Annotated in this window: 17 protein-coding genes and 4 pseudogenes; 20 read left to right on the top strand and 1 reads right to left on the bottom strand. The window is 38.3% G+C overall.

What is annotated here, in order from left to right; translation table 11 throughout:
- Nucleotides 1–696 precede the first annotated feature (696 nt).
- From DXB39_RS14020 to ftsH, 20 genes and pseudogenes are all read left to right on the top strand, one after another.
- Nucleotides 697–1053: pseudogene (locus DXB39_RS14020) on the top strand (ParA family protein); the annotation flags it as partial.
- A 378-nt stretch (nucleotides 1054–1431) separates the two neighbouring features.
- On the top strand, nucleotides 1432–3138 hold the full coding sequence (locus DXB39_RS14025; protein WP_117699365.1) for a methyl-accepting chemotaxis protein: 1707 nt from the start codon (nucleotides 1432–1434) through the stop codon (nucleotides 3136–3138).
- Nucleotides 3139–3274: 136 nt separating this feature from the next.
- The gene (locus tag DXB39_RS14030) at nucleotides 3275–3610 is read left to right on the top strand and encodes a cysteine hydrolase family protein (RefSeq protein ID WP_117842336.1); all 336 of its coding nucleotides are present in this window, start codon (nucleotides 3275–3277) and stop codon (nucleotides 3608–3610) included.
- Between the two features lie 37 nt (nucleotides 3611–3647).
- On the top strand, nucleotides 3648–4382 hold the full coding sequence (locus tag DXB39_RS14035; RefSeq protein ID WP_117699019.1) for a MerR family transcriptional regulator: 735 nt from the start codon (nucleotides 3648–3650) through the stop codon (nucleotides 4380–4382).
- A gap of 121 nt (nucleotides 4383–4503) precedes the next feature.
- Nucleotides 4504–4788, top strand: coding sequence for an ArsR/SmtB family transcription factor (locus tag DXB39_RS14040; protein ID WP_117699020.1), 285 nt, complete (start codon nucleotides 4504–4506; stop codon nucleotides 4786–4788).
- Nucleotides 4789–5016: 228 nt separating this feature from the next.
- Nucleotides 5017–5256 carry a hypothetical protein gene (locus DXB39_RS15350; protein WP_330416233.1) on the top strand — a complete coding sequence of 80 codons (240 nt, stop codon included), beginning with the start codon at nucleotides 5017–5019 and terminating at the stop codon, nucleotides 5254–5256.
- Nucleotides 5253–5807, top strand: a complete 555-nt coding sequence (locus DXB39_RS14050; protein ID WP_015526525.1) for a DUF5714 domain-containing protein — start codon at nucleotides 5253–5255, stop codon at nucleotides 5805–5807. The genes DXB39_RS15350 and DXB39_RS14050 overlap by 4 nt, the downstream gene beginning before the upstream one ends.
- The gene (locus DXB39_RS14055; RefSeq protein WP_117699022.1) at nucleotides 5800–6204 is read left to right on the top strand and encodes an arsenate reductase ArsC; all 405 of its coding nucleotides are present in this window, start codon (nucleotides 5800–5802) and stop codon (nucleotides 6202–6204) included. The genes DXB39_RS14050 and DXB39_RS14055 overlap by 8 nt, the downstream gene beginning before the upstream one ends.
- A gap of 176 nt (nucleotides 6205–6380) precedes the next feature.
- Entirely contained in the window at nucleotides 6381–6740 is a 360-nt protein-coding gene (locus tag DXB39_RS15125; RefSeq protein WP_242986247.1) for an SdpI family protein, read from the top strand.
- Between the two features lie 29 nt (nucleotides 6741–6769).
- Nucleotides 6770–7144: a PH domain-containing protein gene (locus tag DXB39_RS15355; RefSeq protein ID WP_442969664.1), complete on the top strand. Its 375-nt coding sequence runs from the start codon at nucleotides 6770–6772 to the stop codon at nucleotides 7142–7144.
- Between the two features lie 322 nt (nucleotides 7145–7466).
- Nucleotides 7467–7592, top strand: a pseudogene (locus DXB39_RS14070) (choloylglycine hydrolase); the annotation flags it as partial.
- Between the two features lie 38 nt (nucleotides 7593–7630).
- Nucleotides 7631–8311, top strand: a complete 681-nt coding sequence (locus DXB39_RS14075; RefSeq protein ID WP_117842337.1) for a GTP pyrophosphokinase — start codon at nucleotides 7631–7633, stop codon at nucleotides 8309–8311.
- 35 nt (nucleotides 8312–8346) lie between these two features.
- Nucleotides 8347–9906 (top strand): cardiolipin synthase, encoded by a 1560-nt coding sequence (gene cls, locus DXB39_RS14080; protein ID WP_117842338.1) that lies wholly within the window; start codon nucleotides 8347–8349, stop codon nucleotides 9904–9906.
- Between the two features lie 196 nt (nucleotides 9907–10102).
- Nucleotides 10103–11536, top strand: coding sequence for a phospholipase D family protein (locus tag DXB39_RS14085; protein ID WP_117842339.1), 1434 nt, complete (start codon nucleotides 10103–10105; stop codon nucleotides 11534–11536).
- Entirely contained in the window at nucleotides 11515–12225 is a 711-nt protein-coding gene (locus DXB39_RS14090) for a response regulator transcription factor (RefSeq protein WP_117699027.1), read from the top strand. The genes DXB39_RS14085 and DXB39_RS14090 overlap by 22 nt, the downstream gene beginning before the upstream one ends.
- Complete coding sequence (locus DXB39_RS14095) at nucleotides 12225–13268, top strand: HAMP domain-containing sensor histidine kinase (protein ID WP_015559634.1); 1044 nt, start codon at nucleotides 12225–12227, stop codon at nucleotides 13266–13268. Before DXB39_RS14090 ends, DXB39_RS14095 begins: the two co-directional genes overlap by 1 nt.
- Nucleotides 13269–13299: 31 nt before the next feature.
- Entirely contained in the window at nucleotides 13300–14349 is a 1050-nt protein-coding gene (locus DXB39_RS14100) for an FUSC family protein (RefSeq protein ID WP_117842340.1), read from the top strand.
- Nucleotides 14334–14417, top strand: a pseudogene (locus DXB39_RS14105) (CDP-alcohol phosphatidyltransferase family protein); the annotation flags it as partial. The gene DXB39_RS14100 and the pseudogene DXB39_RS14105, both read left to right, overlap by 16 nt.
- Nucleotides 14418–14694: 277 nt before the next feature.
- Nucleotides 14695–15303, top strand: a pseudogene (locus DXB39_RS14110) (linear amide C-N hydrolase); the annotation flags it as partial.
- Between the two features lie 50 nt (nucleotides 15304–15353).
- Complete coding sequence (gene ftsH / locus DXB39_RS14115; protein ID WP_005360262.1) at nucleotides 15354–17168, top strand: ATP-dependent zinc metalloprotease FtsH; 1815 nt, start codon at nucleotides 15354–15356, stop codon at nucleotides 17166–17168.
- Between the two features lie 144 nt (nucleotides 17169–17312).
- Here ftsH and DXB39_RS14120 read toward each other — a convergent pair whose 3' ends face one another.
- Nucleotides 17313–17939, bottom strand: coding sequence for a transposase (locus DXB39_RS14120; protein WP_158566002.1), 627 nt, complete (start codon nucleotides 17937–17939; stop codon nucleotides 17313–17315).
- Nucleotides 17940–18042: the final 103 nt, after the last annotated feature.

Here is an 18042-nt window from a genome sequence, read left to right on the forward strand (position 1 = left end):
AACATAGAAGAGAGTACGTGTAATGCGGAGTAAATAATGGTCAAAAAACAATCGACATCTGACTTCACACACGTTATGATATAGATAATCTAATAAGAAAACAGTGTTATCATTACCGCATATTCAGTGAGAATGGTAGCCATAAATATGAATTCGCAGGAACGGAATGGTTGAACCCTCAGGGTGACAGTGTCACTCATTTGTCAGCGAGAGGTGCTTAACTTGGATGATTTTCAGTTTTCTTATTTTGACATGGATTTACAGGAAAGTCAGTAAAATCAAGTTGTTGCTTGACTTATGTTGACCAAGAAAAACATAGATTTTCTGTAGTGACTTGAACTCCTAAGCGCTAGTTGTGGGTTCAATTCCCGCCGGGAACATCGATTTTTTGCAACAATGATCGTAAAAATTCATTGTTGCATTTTTTATTTTATGGTGCTTGCGAGCACCGAAAAAATATAAAAATGAGTAATTGGAGCACCGAAAAGACAAAACGGGCACCGAGAACTAAATCTATCCAAGCACCCAATGGAGATAACTAAAGTGTAGGATAAGATTTAGGTTGTCAATGAATGTAAAAATGTTTTTCTTGCTTGAAGAAAACAGGCCTGACGAAGCATCGCTCAGATTAGATTAAAAATTCTAGTCTGGGCGATTTTTTTCGTTCAGGGAAAAGGAGGAAGTGTCATTGACAGAACACTGATGATGAACATTGTGAATGATGAAAAACTGAATATAGAAAAGACAATCTTACACCATAAAGAAGGCGTAGACCTTATCCCGGCTAACATTGAATTGTCAGCAATTGAGGTGTCATTAGTAAATGCCATGAGCAGGGAACTGATTCTGAGATCTATGGTAGACAGGCTGAGAGAATTTTATGATTACATCATAATTGATTGTATGCTTTCACTTGGAATGATGACAATTAACGCATTGGCATGTGCAGATTCTGTACTGATACCGGTGCAGGCAGCATATCTTCCGGTCAAAGGCTTACAGCAGCTGATCAAGACAATAGGAAGAGTAGAGCTTCTGCATCATCCGGAACTTCGGGGAAGTATAAATATAGAAGAACGATATTGTGTGGAGTAAGAAATCTATGCAGTATCGTTTTTTCGTTTCTTGTGAAAAAATTTGTAGTTATTTGTAAGAATTTGTCGAGAAGTGCCATGTATATAATGTAGGGAGGTTTTAACATGACCAAAGACGAAGAAATCAGAATGATAAATGAAAAACTGGATTTTTATGTAATGAGAGGTCGGAGTACATGAAAGAACTGTTACATGAACTGCAAAGTCAAGTTTCAGTCCTGCAAAATCTCTGGCAACCCATTTCGTACAGTTGAATAATGAAAGGGGATGTGCTACTATTGTATAGAGATGTTGATCACGGCAGCTTATTTAACGGATAAACTAGGGGGAGCTTTATATGGCCACACAAAAGCAACAAGGTATTAAAAAGCAACTGACGAAAGGATTTGTGAAAGTAGCAATAATCGGTGCGATTGCGGCAGTTATTGGAATCGTAGTACTACTGATCGCAGCGATACAGTATGAAAAGGCATTGAGCCGATACGGATTTACACAGGGAGATATCGGTAAAGCGGTCGCGGCATTTTCGGAGAGCCGGAGCGCATTACGTGCAGTAGTAGGCTATGATGACAAAGCAGTGATAGACAAGCAGATCGAACTGCATGACCAGAAAAAGGAAGCGTTTGAGGCTTACATAGATGAATTGAACCGCTCAATCAAATTCACCGAAGGCAGGGATGCCTATAATAAAATATTGCAGGAACTGGACGGGTACTGGGAATTGGATGCACAGGTATTGGAACTGGCTACTTCCGATGACGAGGACGGATATCTGAAGGCGCAGGATCTGGATATCGGAGAGCTGACCGCACAGTACGAACGGATATACGCGGAGTTTGTAGACTTGATGAATCTGTGCGTCGAAAAAGGAGATCAGGCGGAGGTAGATCTGCGTCATATGGAGCGTTTTATGCTGATCGCGATTCTGGTTATCGTAGTGACCTCTTTCTGGAGTTCTGTGGTATTAGGCAAGAAAATGGCAGGAAATATCGAAGAACCGATGATAGCGCTGGCAGATCGACTTCAGACTTTTGCACAGGGAGATCTGAATAGTGCATTCCCGGACAGAAACACGGAAGATGAGATATCCTATATGATACAGGTCGCAAAAGGCATGGCTGCTGACCTGAATCTGATCATTACGGATGCAGGAGAATTGTTGGGACAGATGGCGGAGGGTAATTATGCCATCGGTACTAAGATCGAAGAGAAATATGTAGGACAGTTTGTGGCACTGAAAGATGCCATGCGTAAGATGAACCGACAGATGAACAGTACCTTACAGCAGGTAGAAGAGGCCGCTAAGCAGGTATCTGCCGGATCGGAGAATCTTGCACAATCTGCCCAGGCGTTGGCAGAAGGAGCAACAGAGCAGGCAGGATCTGTGGAAGAACTGACGGCAACCATTACGAATATCACAGATGCCGTGTCACGTACAGCCGGCGAACTGCAGAGGACGACGGAAAAGGCTGAGAATTATGCACAGCAGGCGGATGCAGGGCATACGCAGATGAGGTCATTGATGGAGGAAATGGAGCGAATCAATGAAACATCTAAAAAGATACAGAATATTATTGCTGACATTGAAGATATTGCGAGTCAGACGAACCTGTTGTCTCTGAATGCGGCAATTGAGGCGGCCAGAGCAGGAGAAGCCGGACGGGGATTTGCAGTGGTGGCAGAACAGATCCGTAAACTGGCCGAACAGAGTGCACAGTCGGCAGTAGATACCAGAAGCCTGATCGAGGGATCGCTGCAGGAGATCGAGAATGGCAACCAGGCAGTGGAGGTAGCAGCGGAATCTCTGGAGCAGATCGTTACGGGAGTCAAGGAGATTGCGACAGATGCAAAACGATTGAGTGAAGAGTCTGCTGCGCAGGCACAGGCGATGCAACAGGCAGAACTTGGTGTGAATCAGATATCGGAAGTAGTGCAGTCGAACTCTGCGGGAGCAGAGGAATCGTCTGCTACCAGTGAGGAATTATCCGCACAGGCATATACATTAAACGATCTGGTAGGAAAGTTTACACTACGTCGGGATTAATTGCTAATTAAAAAATGAAATAAATACCGGTCTTAATAATTCGTAAATAGTGGAGAATTAAGATCGGTATTTTTTATAACATAAAACTTTCATTATAACTGAAAGTTTCATTTCCGCATTATCTATTAGAATTGTAATGGTAGATATAGGAGGTTATATAAAAAATGTAATGAAGAAGAATCTGATAAATAAGTTTGCACCATTTCATGCATATGAAGGAACAGAAGATATTGATTTTGCTAAAGAATTGCATATAGTATCTGATAATATATTCATAAAATATAAAGGTAATGCATTTACTAATTCTGGACTTGATATATTGCTGAAAAAACACAATATTGAATATGTTGAAGTTGTGGGTGTAGATGGTGGGGCTTGCGTTGCACTGACAGCATTAGGTGCTATAAAAAATGGATATAAAGTAATCGTGAATGAAGCTGCAATCGGAACTATTGACTCCTACGCAACGTAATAGTTTACGATATGTTTATCGAGAGGAGGAAATGACAATGATGACAGTGAATGAGGTAAGTAAATTAACAGGAGTGAGTATACGCACTCTGCAGTATTATGATACCATTGGTCTCTTAAAACCTATTGAATATACAGAGTCAGGTTATAGGTTGTATGACGATACATCCTTGGAAAGGCTGCAACAAATTTTACTGTTTAAAGAATTGGAATTTCCGCTTAAGGAGATTAAAAAGATAATTGATGCCCCTAACTTTGACAGGAATAAAGCATTAGAGCAGCAGATTGAATTGCTTACTATGAAAAAAGAGCATCTTGAAAATCTTATTAGTTTCGCTCGAGGAATAAAAGGAATAGGAGTGAAATATATGGATTTTAAAGTATTTGATACAACAAAGATTGATGAGTATTCTAAACGAGCAAAAGAACAATGGGGACAAACCTCTGAGTATAAGGAGTTTGAAGAGAAAACAAAGAACTGGACGAAAGACGATGAAGCTACTGTTGCAAATGAGTTTATGCAATTATTTGTTGAATTCGGACAAATGAAAGAAATGGACCCAGAAGATGAACAGGTGCAGTTGCAGGTAAGGAAACTTCAGGATTACATTACAGATCATTTTTATACATGTTCTGATAAGATTTTATGCGGTCTTGGAAGAATGTATGCCGGTGGAGGAGAACTTACGGAAAATATTGATGATGTTGGAGGAGTTGGCACAGCAGAGTTTGCAAGTAATGCTATTGATATATTTTATATGAGTAGAAGGTAACTTCCTGTTTTTAAAGCTGTACATGAAAATGTATGGCTTTATTTTATAAAAACACATTGATAATTATCTATGTATATGTTAATCTAGACATATAGATAAATATCAATGCGAGGTAAATGAAATGGAACTAACAAATGTTGCATTAATCTGCAAGGCACTTGGAGATTCAAACAGATTAGAAATAGTGCAAATGTTGTCAGATGGCGAAAAATGTGGATGCAGGCTCTTGGAAAAATTTGAAATTACACAGCCAACCCTGTCTCATCATATGAAGATACTGGTGGAATGTGGATTGGTGAATGATCGCAAAGAAGGTAAATGGCATCATTACTCTTTGAATTGTGATACTTTATTAGAATTCAAGAATTTTATTGGCAGTTTGACATGTGGGTTATTCTATGCATGATCATCGATGTATCCATAGGACATTTTTTCCCGATGATACCCAATATATTAAATGAGTTTGAATATGCAGGGATATCTATTCCTATGGCTGTATTAATCTGGATTATGATTTATCCAATGATGATTACTATTGACATTAGTGCTGATATTTATGTTTCAGTCGGAAGTTATTCTGAAAAATCCTATACACATAATACTGATTGCAATACCTTTGATAATTCAGACATTTTTGATCTTTGGAATCGCATACGTAGCGTGTTATCTGTTAAAACTGCCACACAATATTGCAACACCTGCAGGAATGATAGGAGCATCTGATTTCTTTGAACTTGCGGTGGCAGTGGCGATTGCATTGTTTGGAACAACAAGTGAGGCTGCACTTGCTACTACTGTGGGTGTCTTAACAGAAGTTCCGGTAATGCTTATGCTTGTAAGAATTGCAAATAAGACGAAAGGAAGGTTTCTATGACAGTAAGAGAAAAAGCAGAACTGATTGTAAAAGATATAAAGAAAGAACAGGGAACAAATCCGGTTGTTATTTTTAAGCAGATTGCAGAGAAGGAATATATCAGCATTCATGGACCGGAACACCATATATTAGATGGTGCAAGTTTGCTAGTAGCCTACAAAAACGCAGGTGGAGAGATAGACTTAGAACAGGCATTGGACAGGCTGATGTCAGAAGGACTTCGGATGCCGGGAGCAATGTGCGGTTTATGGGGAATATGCGGAGCAATTACATCCATTGGCGCTGCACTTGCAATCATCGACGGAACAGGTCCGCTTTCAACAGATGGAACATGGGGAAATCATATGCAGTTTACCTCGAAAGCAATCGGAGAATTAGGAGCCATAAACGGACCAAGGTGCTGCAAGAGAGATGCAATGATAGCATTTAAGAATGGTATTGATTATGTGAATGCTCATTATGGAGTAACATTGCAATACGAACAAATGCAATGTGGATTCACAGATTTTAATGAGCAGTGTATAAAGGAGAGGTGTCCATTTCATGAGTAATGTAAAAGTGGCATTTATTTGTGTCCATAATTCCTGCCGAAGTCAGATTGCTGAGGCTTTTGGAAGACATCTGGCATCAGATGTGTTTCAAAGTTATTCGGCGGGTACAGAAACAAAACCACAGATTAACCAAGATGCTGTCCGTATTATGAAGGAATTATATAATATAGATATGGAAGCAGATGGACAGTTCAGTAAGCTGGTTAGTGATATTCCAAATCCGGATATTGCAATATCAATGGGGTGTAATGTGGGATGTCCATTTATAGGAAGACCGTTTGATGATAACTGGGGACTTGAAGATCCAACAGGAAAAAGTGATGAGGAATTTAAGATAGTCATTGAAAAAATCAGAAAAGATATTTTGAAATTAAAAAATGGATTGGATAAGAGGTAGACAGCATCAGATTCAAGTTTGCAGAACTAATAGAGAAGTAACATATAAAACAATAAATATGGTCAAAAAATCATCGACATCCAATCTACAGCACGTTATAATATAGCTAATCTAATAAGAAAATTATAACATTACTCTATAATGGTATTGCAAGACTGGTCAATATGGGAGCAGATATGGAAAATCTGTTTATGGCAGTAATTTACTATAGAACTGGACTGCTGTTTATGGTTATTGGAAATTATTTGCCAAAAGTGAAACAGAATAATACCATAGGAATAAGAGTTGTATGGTCTTTAATGGATGAAGAAAACTGGAATGCAACACATAGATTCAGCGGCAAATTATGGATGGCATCAGGTATTTTATGTATGATTTGTGGACTTTTTGGGGAAAGCATGGCTGCACTGGTTGTGTATATTATAAGTATTATGGCAGCTGCAATCATTAGCATTCTCTACTCCTACCTTTTTTATAAGAAAAAGCTGGCAACCGGAGAAGGCTTAAAAATTCAGTATAATACAAAAAAAGTGTGATATATCTGATCATCGCAATTTCCGTTATTGTGTTTACTATATGGACTTTGTTTTGGGGAAGCATTCAGATTCGTTGTAATGATCGTGATTTTAACATTGAAGCAAAAGGATGGAATGATTATACAGGGGAGTATTCGCAAATTGACAGCATTTCTTATGAAGAAAATGTATTGCAGAACGATAAAGATTACAGAACTAATGGTTTTGGAAACCTGAAGTATGCTATGGGAAACTTCAAAAACGATATCTTCGGAGATTATATCCGCTACACTCATGCCTCCTGCCATTCATATGTTGTCGTGAACATAGATGGAAAAATATTAGTTGTAAATGGGGAAAATGACGCAGAGACAAGGGAAATCTATCAGAGAATAAGTGAGAAGGTGTCAAAGGAAAGAAAATAGTTGTCGGAAACGCTGAGAAGAAATTATTCTCATCGTATCTTATCTCCTTATCGTTCAATCAATTATTTGCTACAAAAATCAGAAGCATTTCAATCAGTTCACCATGTCACTTTTATTTTGTGTTATACTGTTTTATATAATTTTTTTGGTCTCCGCTGCCGCTTCGGTCGGCACAGAGCAGAGGTCCACCGGACCTCTTGTGCCCTTGTATTTTCCCTTATCAGAGTTCGTAAACACTGGTGGGACGATATAACACAAGGGAAACAATAAGGGAAAGCTCACCTGCGACAAATCCAGTGTTTTCAATGGTTTGCGGAGAATTTATTATAATACTTATGAAAACCATCAGATCAGTGCAGTAGATATGCATGTAGAAAATCTGGATAGTGATAAAATGATTTGTTATCCAGTAATTCAAGGAGAAAGAATCAACTATCAAAATAAATAATGTTTTGAAATCAGGGATGAGGTAGAAAGGAAAGTTCCATGACAAAAGATGAAGTAAAAAAACTTAGGATGGCCAGTTCGGAATCACTACAGTTTTTAAATAATGCTACAAAATTTTATAATTTAATGATGATGTATCGTTGTGCTATTCGGGAGATACAAACTAAACTTGAGGTTTTGGATGATGAATTTTCAGTTGAGAACAATCGAAATCCTATTTCTTTTATAAAAACAAGAATTAAGAAGCCCAATAGTATTTACGATAAACTGCAGAAGATGGGATATGAATTTACAACAGAAAATATACAGACATATCTCAATGATGTAGCAGGCGTTCGAATAGTTTGTGCGTTTATTGACGATATTTATATGATATCAGATTTGATTACCCAACAGGATGATATTAAAGTTATTGAAATAAAAGATTATATAAAAAATCCAAAATCGAATGGTTATCGAAGCTATCATATGATTGTTGAAATACCAGTATTTTTTGCTAAGGGTAAAACACCTATGCGTGTAGAATTACAGATTCGAACCAATGGTATGGATTTCTGGGCAACATTGGAACATCAACTTCGCTATAAAAAAGGAATTGAAGAAATGCCTGGCTATGATGAGATAAGTGAAGAATTACTTCATTCTGCAAGAGCTATCATTGAAGCAGATAATGAAATGCAGAGAATAAAAGACAAAATTGGTATGTTTCACGAAATTTAGGGAGAAAACTGAGCAAGTAGGAAGGTGGAATATATATGAAACAAGATACTTTAGAAGGCAAAGCAAAAACAAAAAATGGGGTAAAACGGCTGTGTTTTTCCATAATCTGCATTCTTCTGGAAGTGATTTTTATTATTACTATCGTAACACGCTTGAATGAATATGCAGAAATCATAAATTTATTTACAAAGATTTTGGGTGGGATCTTGGTTTTGGGATTGTACGCATCAAATAAGACATCCTCTATGAAAATGCCTTGGGTCATCTTAATTCTAATTTTCCCAATTATGGGTGTAGGCCTGTATTTGTTGATTGGTTTGAATGGTGGCACACATAAAATGCGTGAGCGATATGCAGAAATTGATAGCAAATTGTTACCAATGCTTCCGGACAGTCAGGAGTGTTTGAGCAGAATAAAAGAAACAATTCCGAAAGCAGGAAATATAGCAAGTTACATACAAAGAAATTCGCAGTATCCAATCTATCAGAATACGGATATTGTGTATTTTGATGAAGCAGTGAAAGGATTAGAGGCACAGCTTAAGGATTTGGAGAAAGCACAGAAGTTTATCTTTATGGAATATCATGCGATAGAAGACGCTGAAGCATGGCATAAGATTCAAGATGTTCTGGAAGAGCGAGTAAAAGCAGGTGTGGAAGTTAGAGTATTCTACGATGATATGGGTTCTATAGGCTTTATTAACACAGATTTTGTGAAAAAGATGGAGGCAATAGGAATTCATTGCCGTGTATTCAATCCGTTTATGCCAGGTTTAAATCTGTTTTTGAACAATCGTGATCATAGAAAAATAACAGTTATTGATGGAAAAGTCGGATTTACAGGTGGATATAATCTAGCAAACGAATATTTTAATTACACACACCCGTATGGACAGTGGAAAGATACAGGTATTCGTTTAGAAGGAGATGCTGTTCAGTCGCTTACGGTGACATTTTTGGAAATGTGGAATGCAGTAAGTGATAAGGATGCTAATGATTCTGATTTTAGTAAATACCTTTTCCAATATGATTATGCGGCACAGCAAACTGGGTTTGTTCAACCTTATGCAGACAGCCCTATGGATAATGAGCAAGTAGGAGAAGAAGTTTATATCAGTATGATAAATAAAGCTGAAAAATATTGTTGGTTTATGACTCCATATCTAATCATAACAGATGAAATGACGCATGCGTTATGCTTGGCTGCTAAGCGAGGGGTAGACGTAAGAATTATCACACCTGGTATCCCTGATAAAAAATTCATTTATAATATAACTCGTTCTTTTTATCATGGATTAGTTAAACATGGTGTTCGTGTTTATGAGTGGACTCCTGGTTTCTGTCATGCAAAAATGAGTGTGGCAGATGACTGTATGGCAACTTGTGGAACAATTAATCTGGATTATCGAAGTTTATATCACCATTTTGAAAACGGCTGTTTTATGGTAGATTGTCAGGCAGTTGTGGAAATAAAAAATGATCTGATAAGAACGATGGGAGAATGTCGTGATGTGACAGACCAATATCAAACCGGACGAAGTGCATATTTGCGACTGGGACAATTATTTATGAGATTATTTGCTGGATTGCTATAAGAATCTGATGAAACGACCTTTCAAAAAACAGTTGATTTAGAAGTTAACTGTTTTTGAAAGGTCGTTTTTGTTATATCTAACAGTCTGTTGTACAAAGAAGATTTTGCATGGATGAAAAAAACAAACCTTGTTGAGGTTAAATTGAGATTGACTTTGTATTGTATATGTATGAAAAAAAGGAATCAGGTGATGTACAATGAAAAAGCATAAAATATGTAAAATCCTTCTTGTTATACTGGCAATTTTTTTATGTGTGGCTTTTTATGAATTGCTCGGAATCTGCGTTGCATATAAAAAGCAGCCGGAAGTGTCCAATACAACCAAAAAAGAAACAAAAAATGGGTCATGGAACGAATGCAGTGAAAATACAGAACGGGCAGTAATCATAGAAAAGAATCCAGAAGCGCTTTTACAAAGAGTGCGTTTGATCAAGAATGCAAAAAAGGAAATTATTCTTTCTACTTTTGCATTTCAATCCGATGAAAGTGGAAAATTGATTTTAGGAGCACTGCATGATGCGGCAGACAGAGGTGTACATATTCGTCTGTTAGTAGATGGAATGGAGAGCTGGATTGATATGGAAGGAAATCCGTATTTCTATGGATTATCTTCCCATGAGAATGTTGAAATTAAACTATATAATAAGGCCAATCCGTTGAAACCGTGGAAAATGATGGGTAGAATGCATGATAAATATTTGATTGCAGATGGAAAGAGATATATTCTTGGGGGAAGAAATACATACAATTATTTCCTGGGTGATTTTCCGGGACATAAGAACTATGACAGAGACGTGTTAGTGGTTTGCGATGAACCTGAGAAAGAAAATTCAGTTAACCAGTTGTCAGAGTATTTTGAAACCATATGGAATCAGGAAGACAGTGGTTATTTTCATGACAATAAAAAACTGGCAAATAGAAAATCTGTAAAGAACGCAGTTTTAGAGCTGCAGAACGGCTATCAGAAATATTTTGAAGAGAATAAGGAAAGAATCTGCGATACCGATTACACGGACGAAACTTTTGAGACAGAAAAGATTACATTAGTGTCAAATCCTATTCACACAGGTTCCAAAGAACCAGTAGTGTGGTATCAGTTGGGAGAATTGATGAAAAATGCAAAAGAGCGCGTGAAAATTCATACACCATATATTATCTGCAATGATATGATGTATAATACATGGAAAGAGATTGCGGAGAGAGTTCCGGAATTTTCTATCATGACAAATTCAGTTGCGAATAATGGGAATCCATTTGGGGCTGCTGATTATGCGAGAAACAGAAACAGAATTTTAAATACAGGAATTGATATCTGGGAGTATGAAGGCGGCTATTCATACCACGGAAAAAGTATTCTGATTGACGATGATCTGTCTGTAATCGGTTCCTTTAATATGGACATGAGAAGTACATATCTGGATACGGAACTGATGCTTGTAATACGCAGTAAAGATATTAATAAACAGTTGGAAGAGGGCATGATGGAATATGAAAAAGTGTCCCGTCAGATATTAGAAGGCGGAACTTATAATGATCCATATCATGTAGAGCCAATCGAATTAACAAAGAAACGTCAGAGAAAAATATTTTTAGTACAGCATCTGCTTGGATGGGCAAGGTATCTGTTTTAATAAGGAGGAAGGAAAACGTGTTTCAAATATTGATTGTAGAAGATGATAAAGAATTAAGCCAGCTATTCCAAAAAGTGCTTGAGAAGAATGGATATCAAGTCAAAAGTGCATCGGATGGAGCACAGGCATTAGAAATATTGGATAAGGAATATATTGATTTGATCATTTCTGATATTATGATGCCGGTTATGGATGGTTATGAACTGGTGTCAGAACTTCGTTCAGCAGGATATCAGATACCGGTACTTATGATCACTGCGAAAGGTTCCTTTGATGATATGCGCCAGGGATTTCTTTCGGGAAGTGACGATTATATGGTAAAACCGGTAAATGTGAATGAAATGGTTTTAAGAGTCGGAGCACTGCTTCGCCGTGCACAGATACTGAATGAACACAAAATTGTGATCGGTTCAACAGAGTTTGATTATGATGCAATGACGGTTACAACTGATAAGGAAAGTCTTGTTTTGCCTAAAAAAGAATTCCTGCTTTTATATAAGCTTGCAGCTTCGCCAGGCAGAACATTTACAAAACAACAGTTGATGGATGAAGTATGGGGATACGAGACGGAGGCAGACCCACATACGATAGAGGTACATATAGGAAGAATCAGAGAGCGTTTTAAAGATAACCCTGATTTTGAAATCGTAACAATGCGTGGAATTGGATACAAGGTGGTGAAAAAATAATGGAACAAAAGAAAGAAAAAGGATTGCGGATCCGATCCTGTCTGACTGGTGCAATCTGGCTGGCACTTGTATTTTCAACAGTCATATCTGCTTTATTATTTGCTTTTTTGAATCATTTTTTTAATCTGCCGGGCAGCATACCTGTGCTTGGCTGGCTTTTGATTTTCAATACATTGATTGCAGGGCTGATCACTTCTTTTATCAATGCAAAGTTACTGGAACCAATTACCAGACTTAGTAAAGCAATGAAGGAAGTTTCTCGGGGAGATTTTGAACAGCATTTGGAAACGAACAGCCGTATAGCAGAAGTTGGAGAATCTTATCAAAGTTTTAACGTTATGACAAAAGAACTTCGTGCAACAGAGGTGCTGCAGATGGATTTTGTATCTAATGTTTCTCATGAGTTTAAGACCCCGATTAATGCCATTGAAGGATATACAATGCTGCTTCAGGGAGAAGAACTGTCTCCGGATCAAGAGGAATATGTAGAAAAAATCTTATTTAACACCCAAAGACTTTCCGGATTGGTTGGTAATATTTTGCTGTTATCCAAGTTAGAGAATCAGAATATACCAATGAAAAAAACAGAATATCGTCTGGATGAACAGATCCGCCAGGCATTTCTTTCATTGGAAACAAAATGGACAGAAAAAGAAATTGGTTTTCAGGTAGAATTGGAGGAAGTTAAATATACTGGGAATGAAGGACTTTTTATGCATATCTGGATAAATCTTTTGGATAATGCGATTAAGTTCAGCCCTTCAAAGGGGACAATTACGATGTTTCTGAAACAAGAACAGGATTCTGTTAAGTTCATTCTGGAAGATGAAGGACCAGGAATAGAGGATGATGTAAAATCCAGAATATTTGACAAGTTCTATCAGGTAGATGGATCTCATAAAGCAGAAGGAAATGGTCTCGGCCTTGCACTTGTGAAACGGATCGTAGATAGTGCTGGCGGGACAATCAAGGCAGAAAACCGGGAATATGGTGGATGCAGATTTGTTGTAGAGCTTCCAATACAGAAAGATGAGGCCATATAAGTTTAAGAAAAACATATAGAGGAGGAATTACATGACATTTTATCAGGAATTGCAGTTAAATCAGGCAGGTTCTAAAAATCTGTTGAAAAAGAGTGAAACAGTGAAAGAAAAATCATATCATATACTGGTATATTTGGTAAAGATAGCTGTTACAATGGCATTTTGTTTTTTATTTGTTACTATTTTCAGTATCTTATTTGGAAATGAGAATAGTATTGTGGGTGTAGTAGTTTTATTATGCCTTATGGTATTTCGGAATGCGGATCTGGGGATCCACACCGGACAATCTACGATGCTTTTGGCTTTGTTCTTTGTAATTATGACTGTATGTCCGCATTTAGCAAATCAGTTTTCACCGGTATTGGGAATGCTGTTAAATATTGCGGCACTGGCTGTGTTGATTCTGTTCGGATGCCATAATCCATTCATGTTTAATCAATCTACATTGGTTCTTGGGTATCTGCTGCTATATGGTTATGATGTTACGGGAAAAAGCTATCAGATGCGATTAGTCGGAATGGCTTTAGGTGCAGCACTTACCTGCTTCGTATTTTATCGAAATCATAAAAACAGAACTTATAAAAGAAATCTGAAAGATCTGATACAAGAATTTGATATCACTTCTTCCAGAACAAAATGGCAGATATGTCAGATTTTATGCGTACCGATTGTCCTTTGCATTGCAGAACTTTGTAATATGCCACGTGCAATGTGGGCTGGTATTGCGGCCATGTCTGCGATTTTGCCATTTATGGAAGATATGCACTACAGAGTCCGTAAAAGGATTGTCGGAAATATTGCAGGTGTTATATGTTTTACAGTATTATATTTTCTGCTTCCTTCGTCAATCTATGCATATATAGGAATTCTTGGTGGAATCGGTGTAGGATTTTCAGCACAATATGGCTGGCAGGCAGTATTTAACACATTTGGTGCTTTAGCCATTGCTGCAGAGACTTATGGACTACAAGGAGCGGTTAGTCTTAGAGTGATTCAAAATGTTTTTGGTGTTGTGTTTGCTTTAGCATTTTGTGTTATATTTTATTGGTTTATGTCTAAAAAAAAGGAAAGTGCGCTATAATGATGGTCATATCGGTCGCTCTGTATATTATCCAGAATACCAGGACTCTTAAGGGAGAGACTGTATAAGCAATTTTATATTGCAATGACTAGAAAAATATTTAGGAGAAGATAGATATAAACAGTAAGTCAAACACATAAACTATGGAGTCTTTAGTCGGTTTAATAAAATTTTAGATAGAAAATAAATCATTCAATGTCATTTAGATAAGGTTTTTTATGACAAAAAGACAGATTGCTTATCTGCCTTATAATGCAGTATAATGGTAACGAGATTTATGCAACCCGATACATGAAATCCCTATTTCTCTTTGAACGGAGGTGGATAGGATATTTTCGATTGTACCTGACAGGCACAGCATTCAGCGAACAGCTGCCGACAGCACAGCTTCATTGGATCATTGCAGACAAAGACTCCTGTATCGTTGTTGAGTCTATGAAGGATGGGCTGCATGTATATGATAATCCGGTAGGAGTGCTTACCAATAATCCACCATTCCCCGGTCAGATGTTTGCACTGAATAATTATGCCGGTGTATCCAGAAAACAGCCGGAGAGTACTTTTGCAGAAGTATTACAGCTTGATGCATATAGCAGAGGAATGGGTGGAATGGGAATACCTGGAGATCTTTCCAGCCAGTCAAGATTTGTGAAAGTTGCCTTTACAAAATTAAATTCGCTCTCTGGTGAAGAAGAGGATGAGAGTGTAAGCCAGTTCTTCCATATCTTAGGATCCGTAGATCAGCAGCGTGGATGCTGTGAGGTGACAGAAGGCAAATATGAGATCACGATATACACGTCCTGTTGTAATACAGCAAAAGGTATTTATTATTATACGACTTATGATAATCATCAGATCACAGCGGTTGACATGCATACGGAAAATCTGGATTCAGATCAGCTGATCTGTTATCCGCTTCTGTCCAAGGGCGAAGTCAGATGGCAGAATAAATAATACGAAAATGCACGGAGAAAGCATAGCGCAGAACAACAGGAGGAAAGACCATGAAAGAAGTTAAAACACCGAAAAAACCACTGGCATATTATTATGGGATTGTGTTAATAGTGCTGATCGTATTTAATCTGGTTGTCACACCAATCCTTATGGAGCATCAGGTAAAGGAAACGGATTATGGAACTTTTATGAGCATGATCGAGAAGAAGAATATTGGTGAAGTAGAAGTTAAGGACAATCAGATCATCTTTACAGATAAAGATCAAAAAAATATTTATAAAACAGGTCTGATGAACGATCCGAACCTGACGGACAGGCTATATGAATGTGGAGCAGTATTCGCAAAAGATATCGATAAGCAGATGTCACCAATCATCAGCTTCCTGCTGACCGGGGTTTTGCCATTGATCCTTTTTATCGCACTGGGAAATTATATGGCGAAGAAACTGATGGAGCATGCCGGAGGAAAAAATTCGATGGCTTTTGGAATGGGAAAAAGCAATGCGAAGATTTATGTGCAATCCAGTGAGGGAATCCGTTTTTCAGATGTTGCAGGAGAAGATGAGGCGAAAGAAAACCTTTCAGAGATCGTTGATTATCTTCACAATCCGAAGAAGTATACCGATGTAGGTGCGTCTATGCCAAAAGGTGTCCTTCTTGTAGGACCTCCGGGAACCGGAAAAACAATGCTTGCAAAAGCAGTTGCAGGTGAATCAAATGTACCATTTTTCTCAATGTCCGGATCAGAATTTGTTGAGATGTTTGTCGGTATGGGAGCTTCCAAAGTTCGAGATCTTTTCGGACAGGCAAAGGAAAAGGCACCATGTATCGTGTTTATTGATGAAATTGATGCCATTGGTAAAAAGCGTGACGGACAAATGGGCGGAAATGATGAGAGGGAGCAGACCTTAAACCAGCTTCTTACAGAGATGGACGGATTTGAAGGAAATAATGGTGTCATCATTCTTGCTGCAACGAACCGTCCGGAGTCGTTAGATCCGGCACTTACACGTCCGGGACGTTTTGACAGGCGTGTGCCGGTTGAACTGCCGGATCTTGCAGGCCGTGAAGCAATTTTAAAGGTTCATGCAAAGAAGATAAAAGCATCTGATGATGTTGACCTGCATACGATTGCACGTATGGCATCCGGTGCATCCGGTGCGGAGCTTGCCAATATTATAAATGAAGCAGCATTACGTGCTGTCCGTAGTGGAAGGACCGTTGTAAATGAATCTGATCTCGAAGAAAGTATAGAAGTGGTTATTGCAGGATATCAGAAGAAGAATGCGGTTCTTTCAGATCAGGAGAAGAAGGTTGTTGCATATCATGAGATAGGACACGCTCTGGTAGCTGCATTGCAGAGTCATTCAGCACCGGTTCAGAAGATTACGATCATCCCGCGTACCTCAGGTGCACTCGGCTACACTATGCAGGTTGAGCAGGGTGATAAATATCTGATGACGAAAAAAGAACTTGAGAATAAGATTGCTACATTTACAGGCGGACGTGCGGCAGAGGAGATCGTATTTGGTGAGATCACGACCGGAGCCTCCAATGATATCGAACAGGCAACAAAAATTGCAAGAGCGATGATCACCCGCTACGGCATGACAGATGAATTCGACATGGTGGCAATGGAAAACGTGACCAACCAGTATCTTGGCGGCGATACGTCTCTTTCCTGTTCTGCAGATACACAGAAGGAAATTGATGAAAAAGTCGTGCAGCTCGTAAAAGCAGAGCATGAAAAAGCAAGAAAAATCCTTGCTGAAAACAGGGAAAAACTGGACGAACTGGCTATGTACCTGTATGAGAAGGAAACAATTACAGGTGACGAATTTATGGATATTTTAGACAGAAAATAATGTAGTTAATTAGATAACCAATTCCACCCAAATATGATAAACAATTTTGGAATGAATTGTATTCATTTTTACAGAAACATTCTAACGAAGAGTATATTCTCATAGGAGATTTTAATACTATCAATAATAGAAACATGGAAGAGTTTAGAAAGATATTATATAATGCATATGATATTTGGTATCAAAAAGGAAACAGAGAACCTTTATCATGTATGCAGAGCCTTTTATCTCATCTGCTTTAGCTTTAGCTGCTTTCACAATAGCAAGTTCAGGATCATCCTTTTTAGGACGACCCTTGCCACATGGATTATCTTTTTTGATCTGCTTATATTCGCTGTAGGCATCATGCCAGATATCTTTTCTGACTTCATCGAGAGCTGTCATAGCCCACTCGACTACGTGAAAGGAATCAACACAACGGGCGCAGTCAGGAGTGTATTCATTTACACACTCTGTGATCCATTTGGCACCATCACCTGTAACAACCTTGATGCTGGATAGCTGCTCTGGAGTAAGCTGTTTATAAAACTTTTCAAGAACGGATTTGCCATGGCCTTCCGATGCCCATACCACTGTGTTGGTATCGTGATTAACGATTACTGTAATGTACTTGTGCCCCTTTTTGTAACTGGTTTCGTCAATGCCGATATTAACCAGACCATCAAGTCTTCTTGAGCGCTCCGGTTCTAAATCATGAAGAGCACGATTGACACAGCGGCCTACAGTTTCCCAGCCCCCTCCAAGTGGTTGGTCTGCTGGAATGTTTGTCATAAGCAGGACATGATTTGTGACAGAAAGGGCAGTCATTCTCATGCCATTTATTAGGTCTGGCTTTGATACGGATGTGTTTCACGCCATCCTCATCAGAGTAAAG

The sequence above is a fragment of the Roseburia sp. OM03-7AC genome (assembly GCF_003462625.1).
GTDB lineage: Bacteria > Bacillota > Clostridia > Lachnospirales > Lachnospiraceae > Roseburia_C > Roseburia_C amylophila.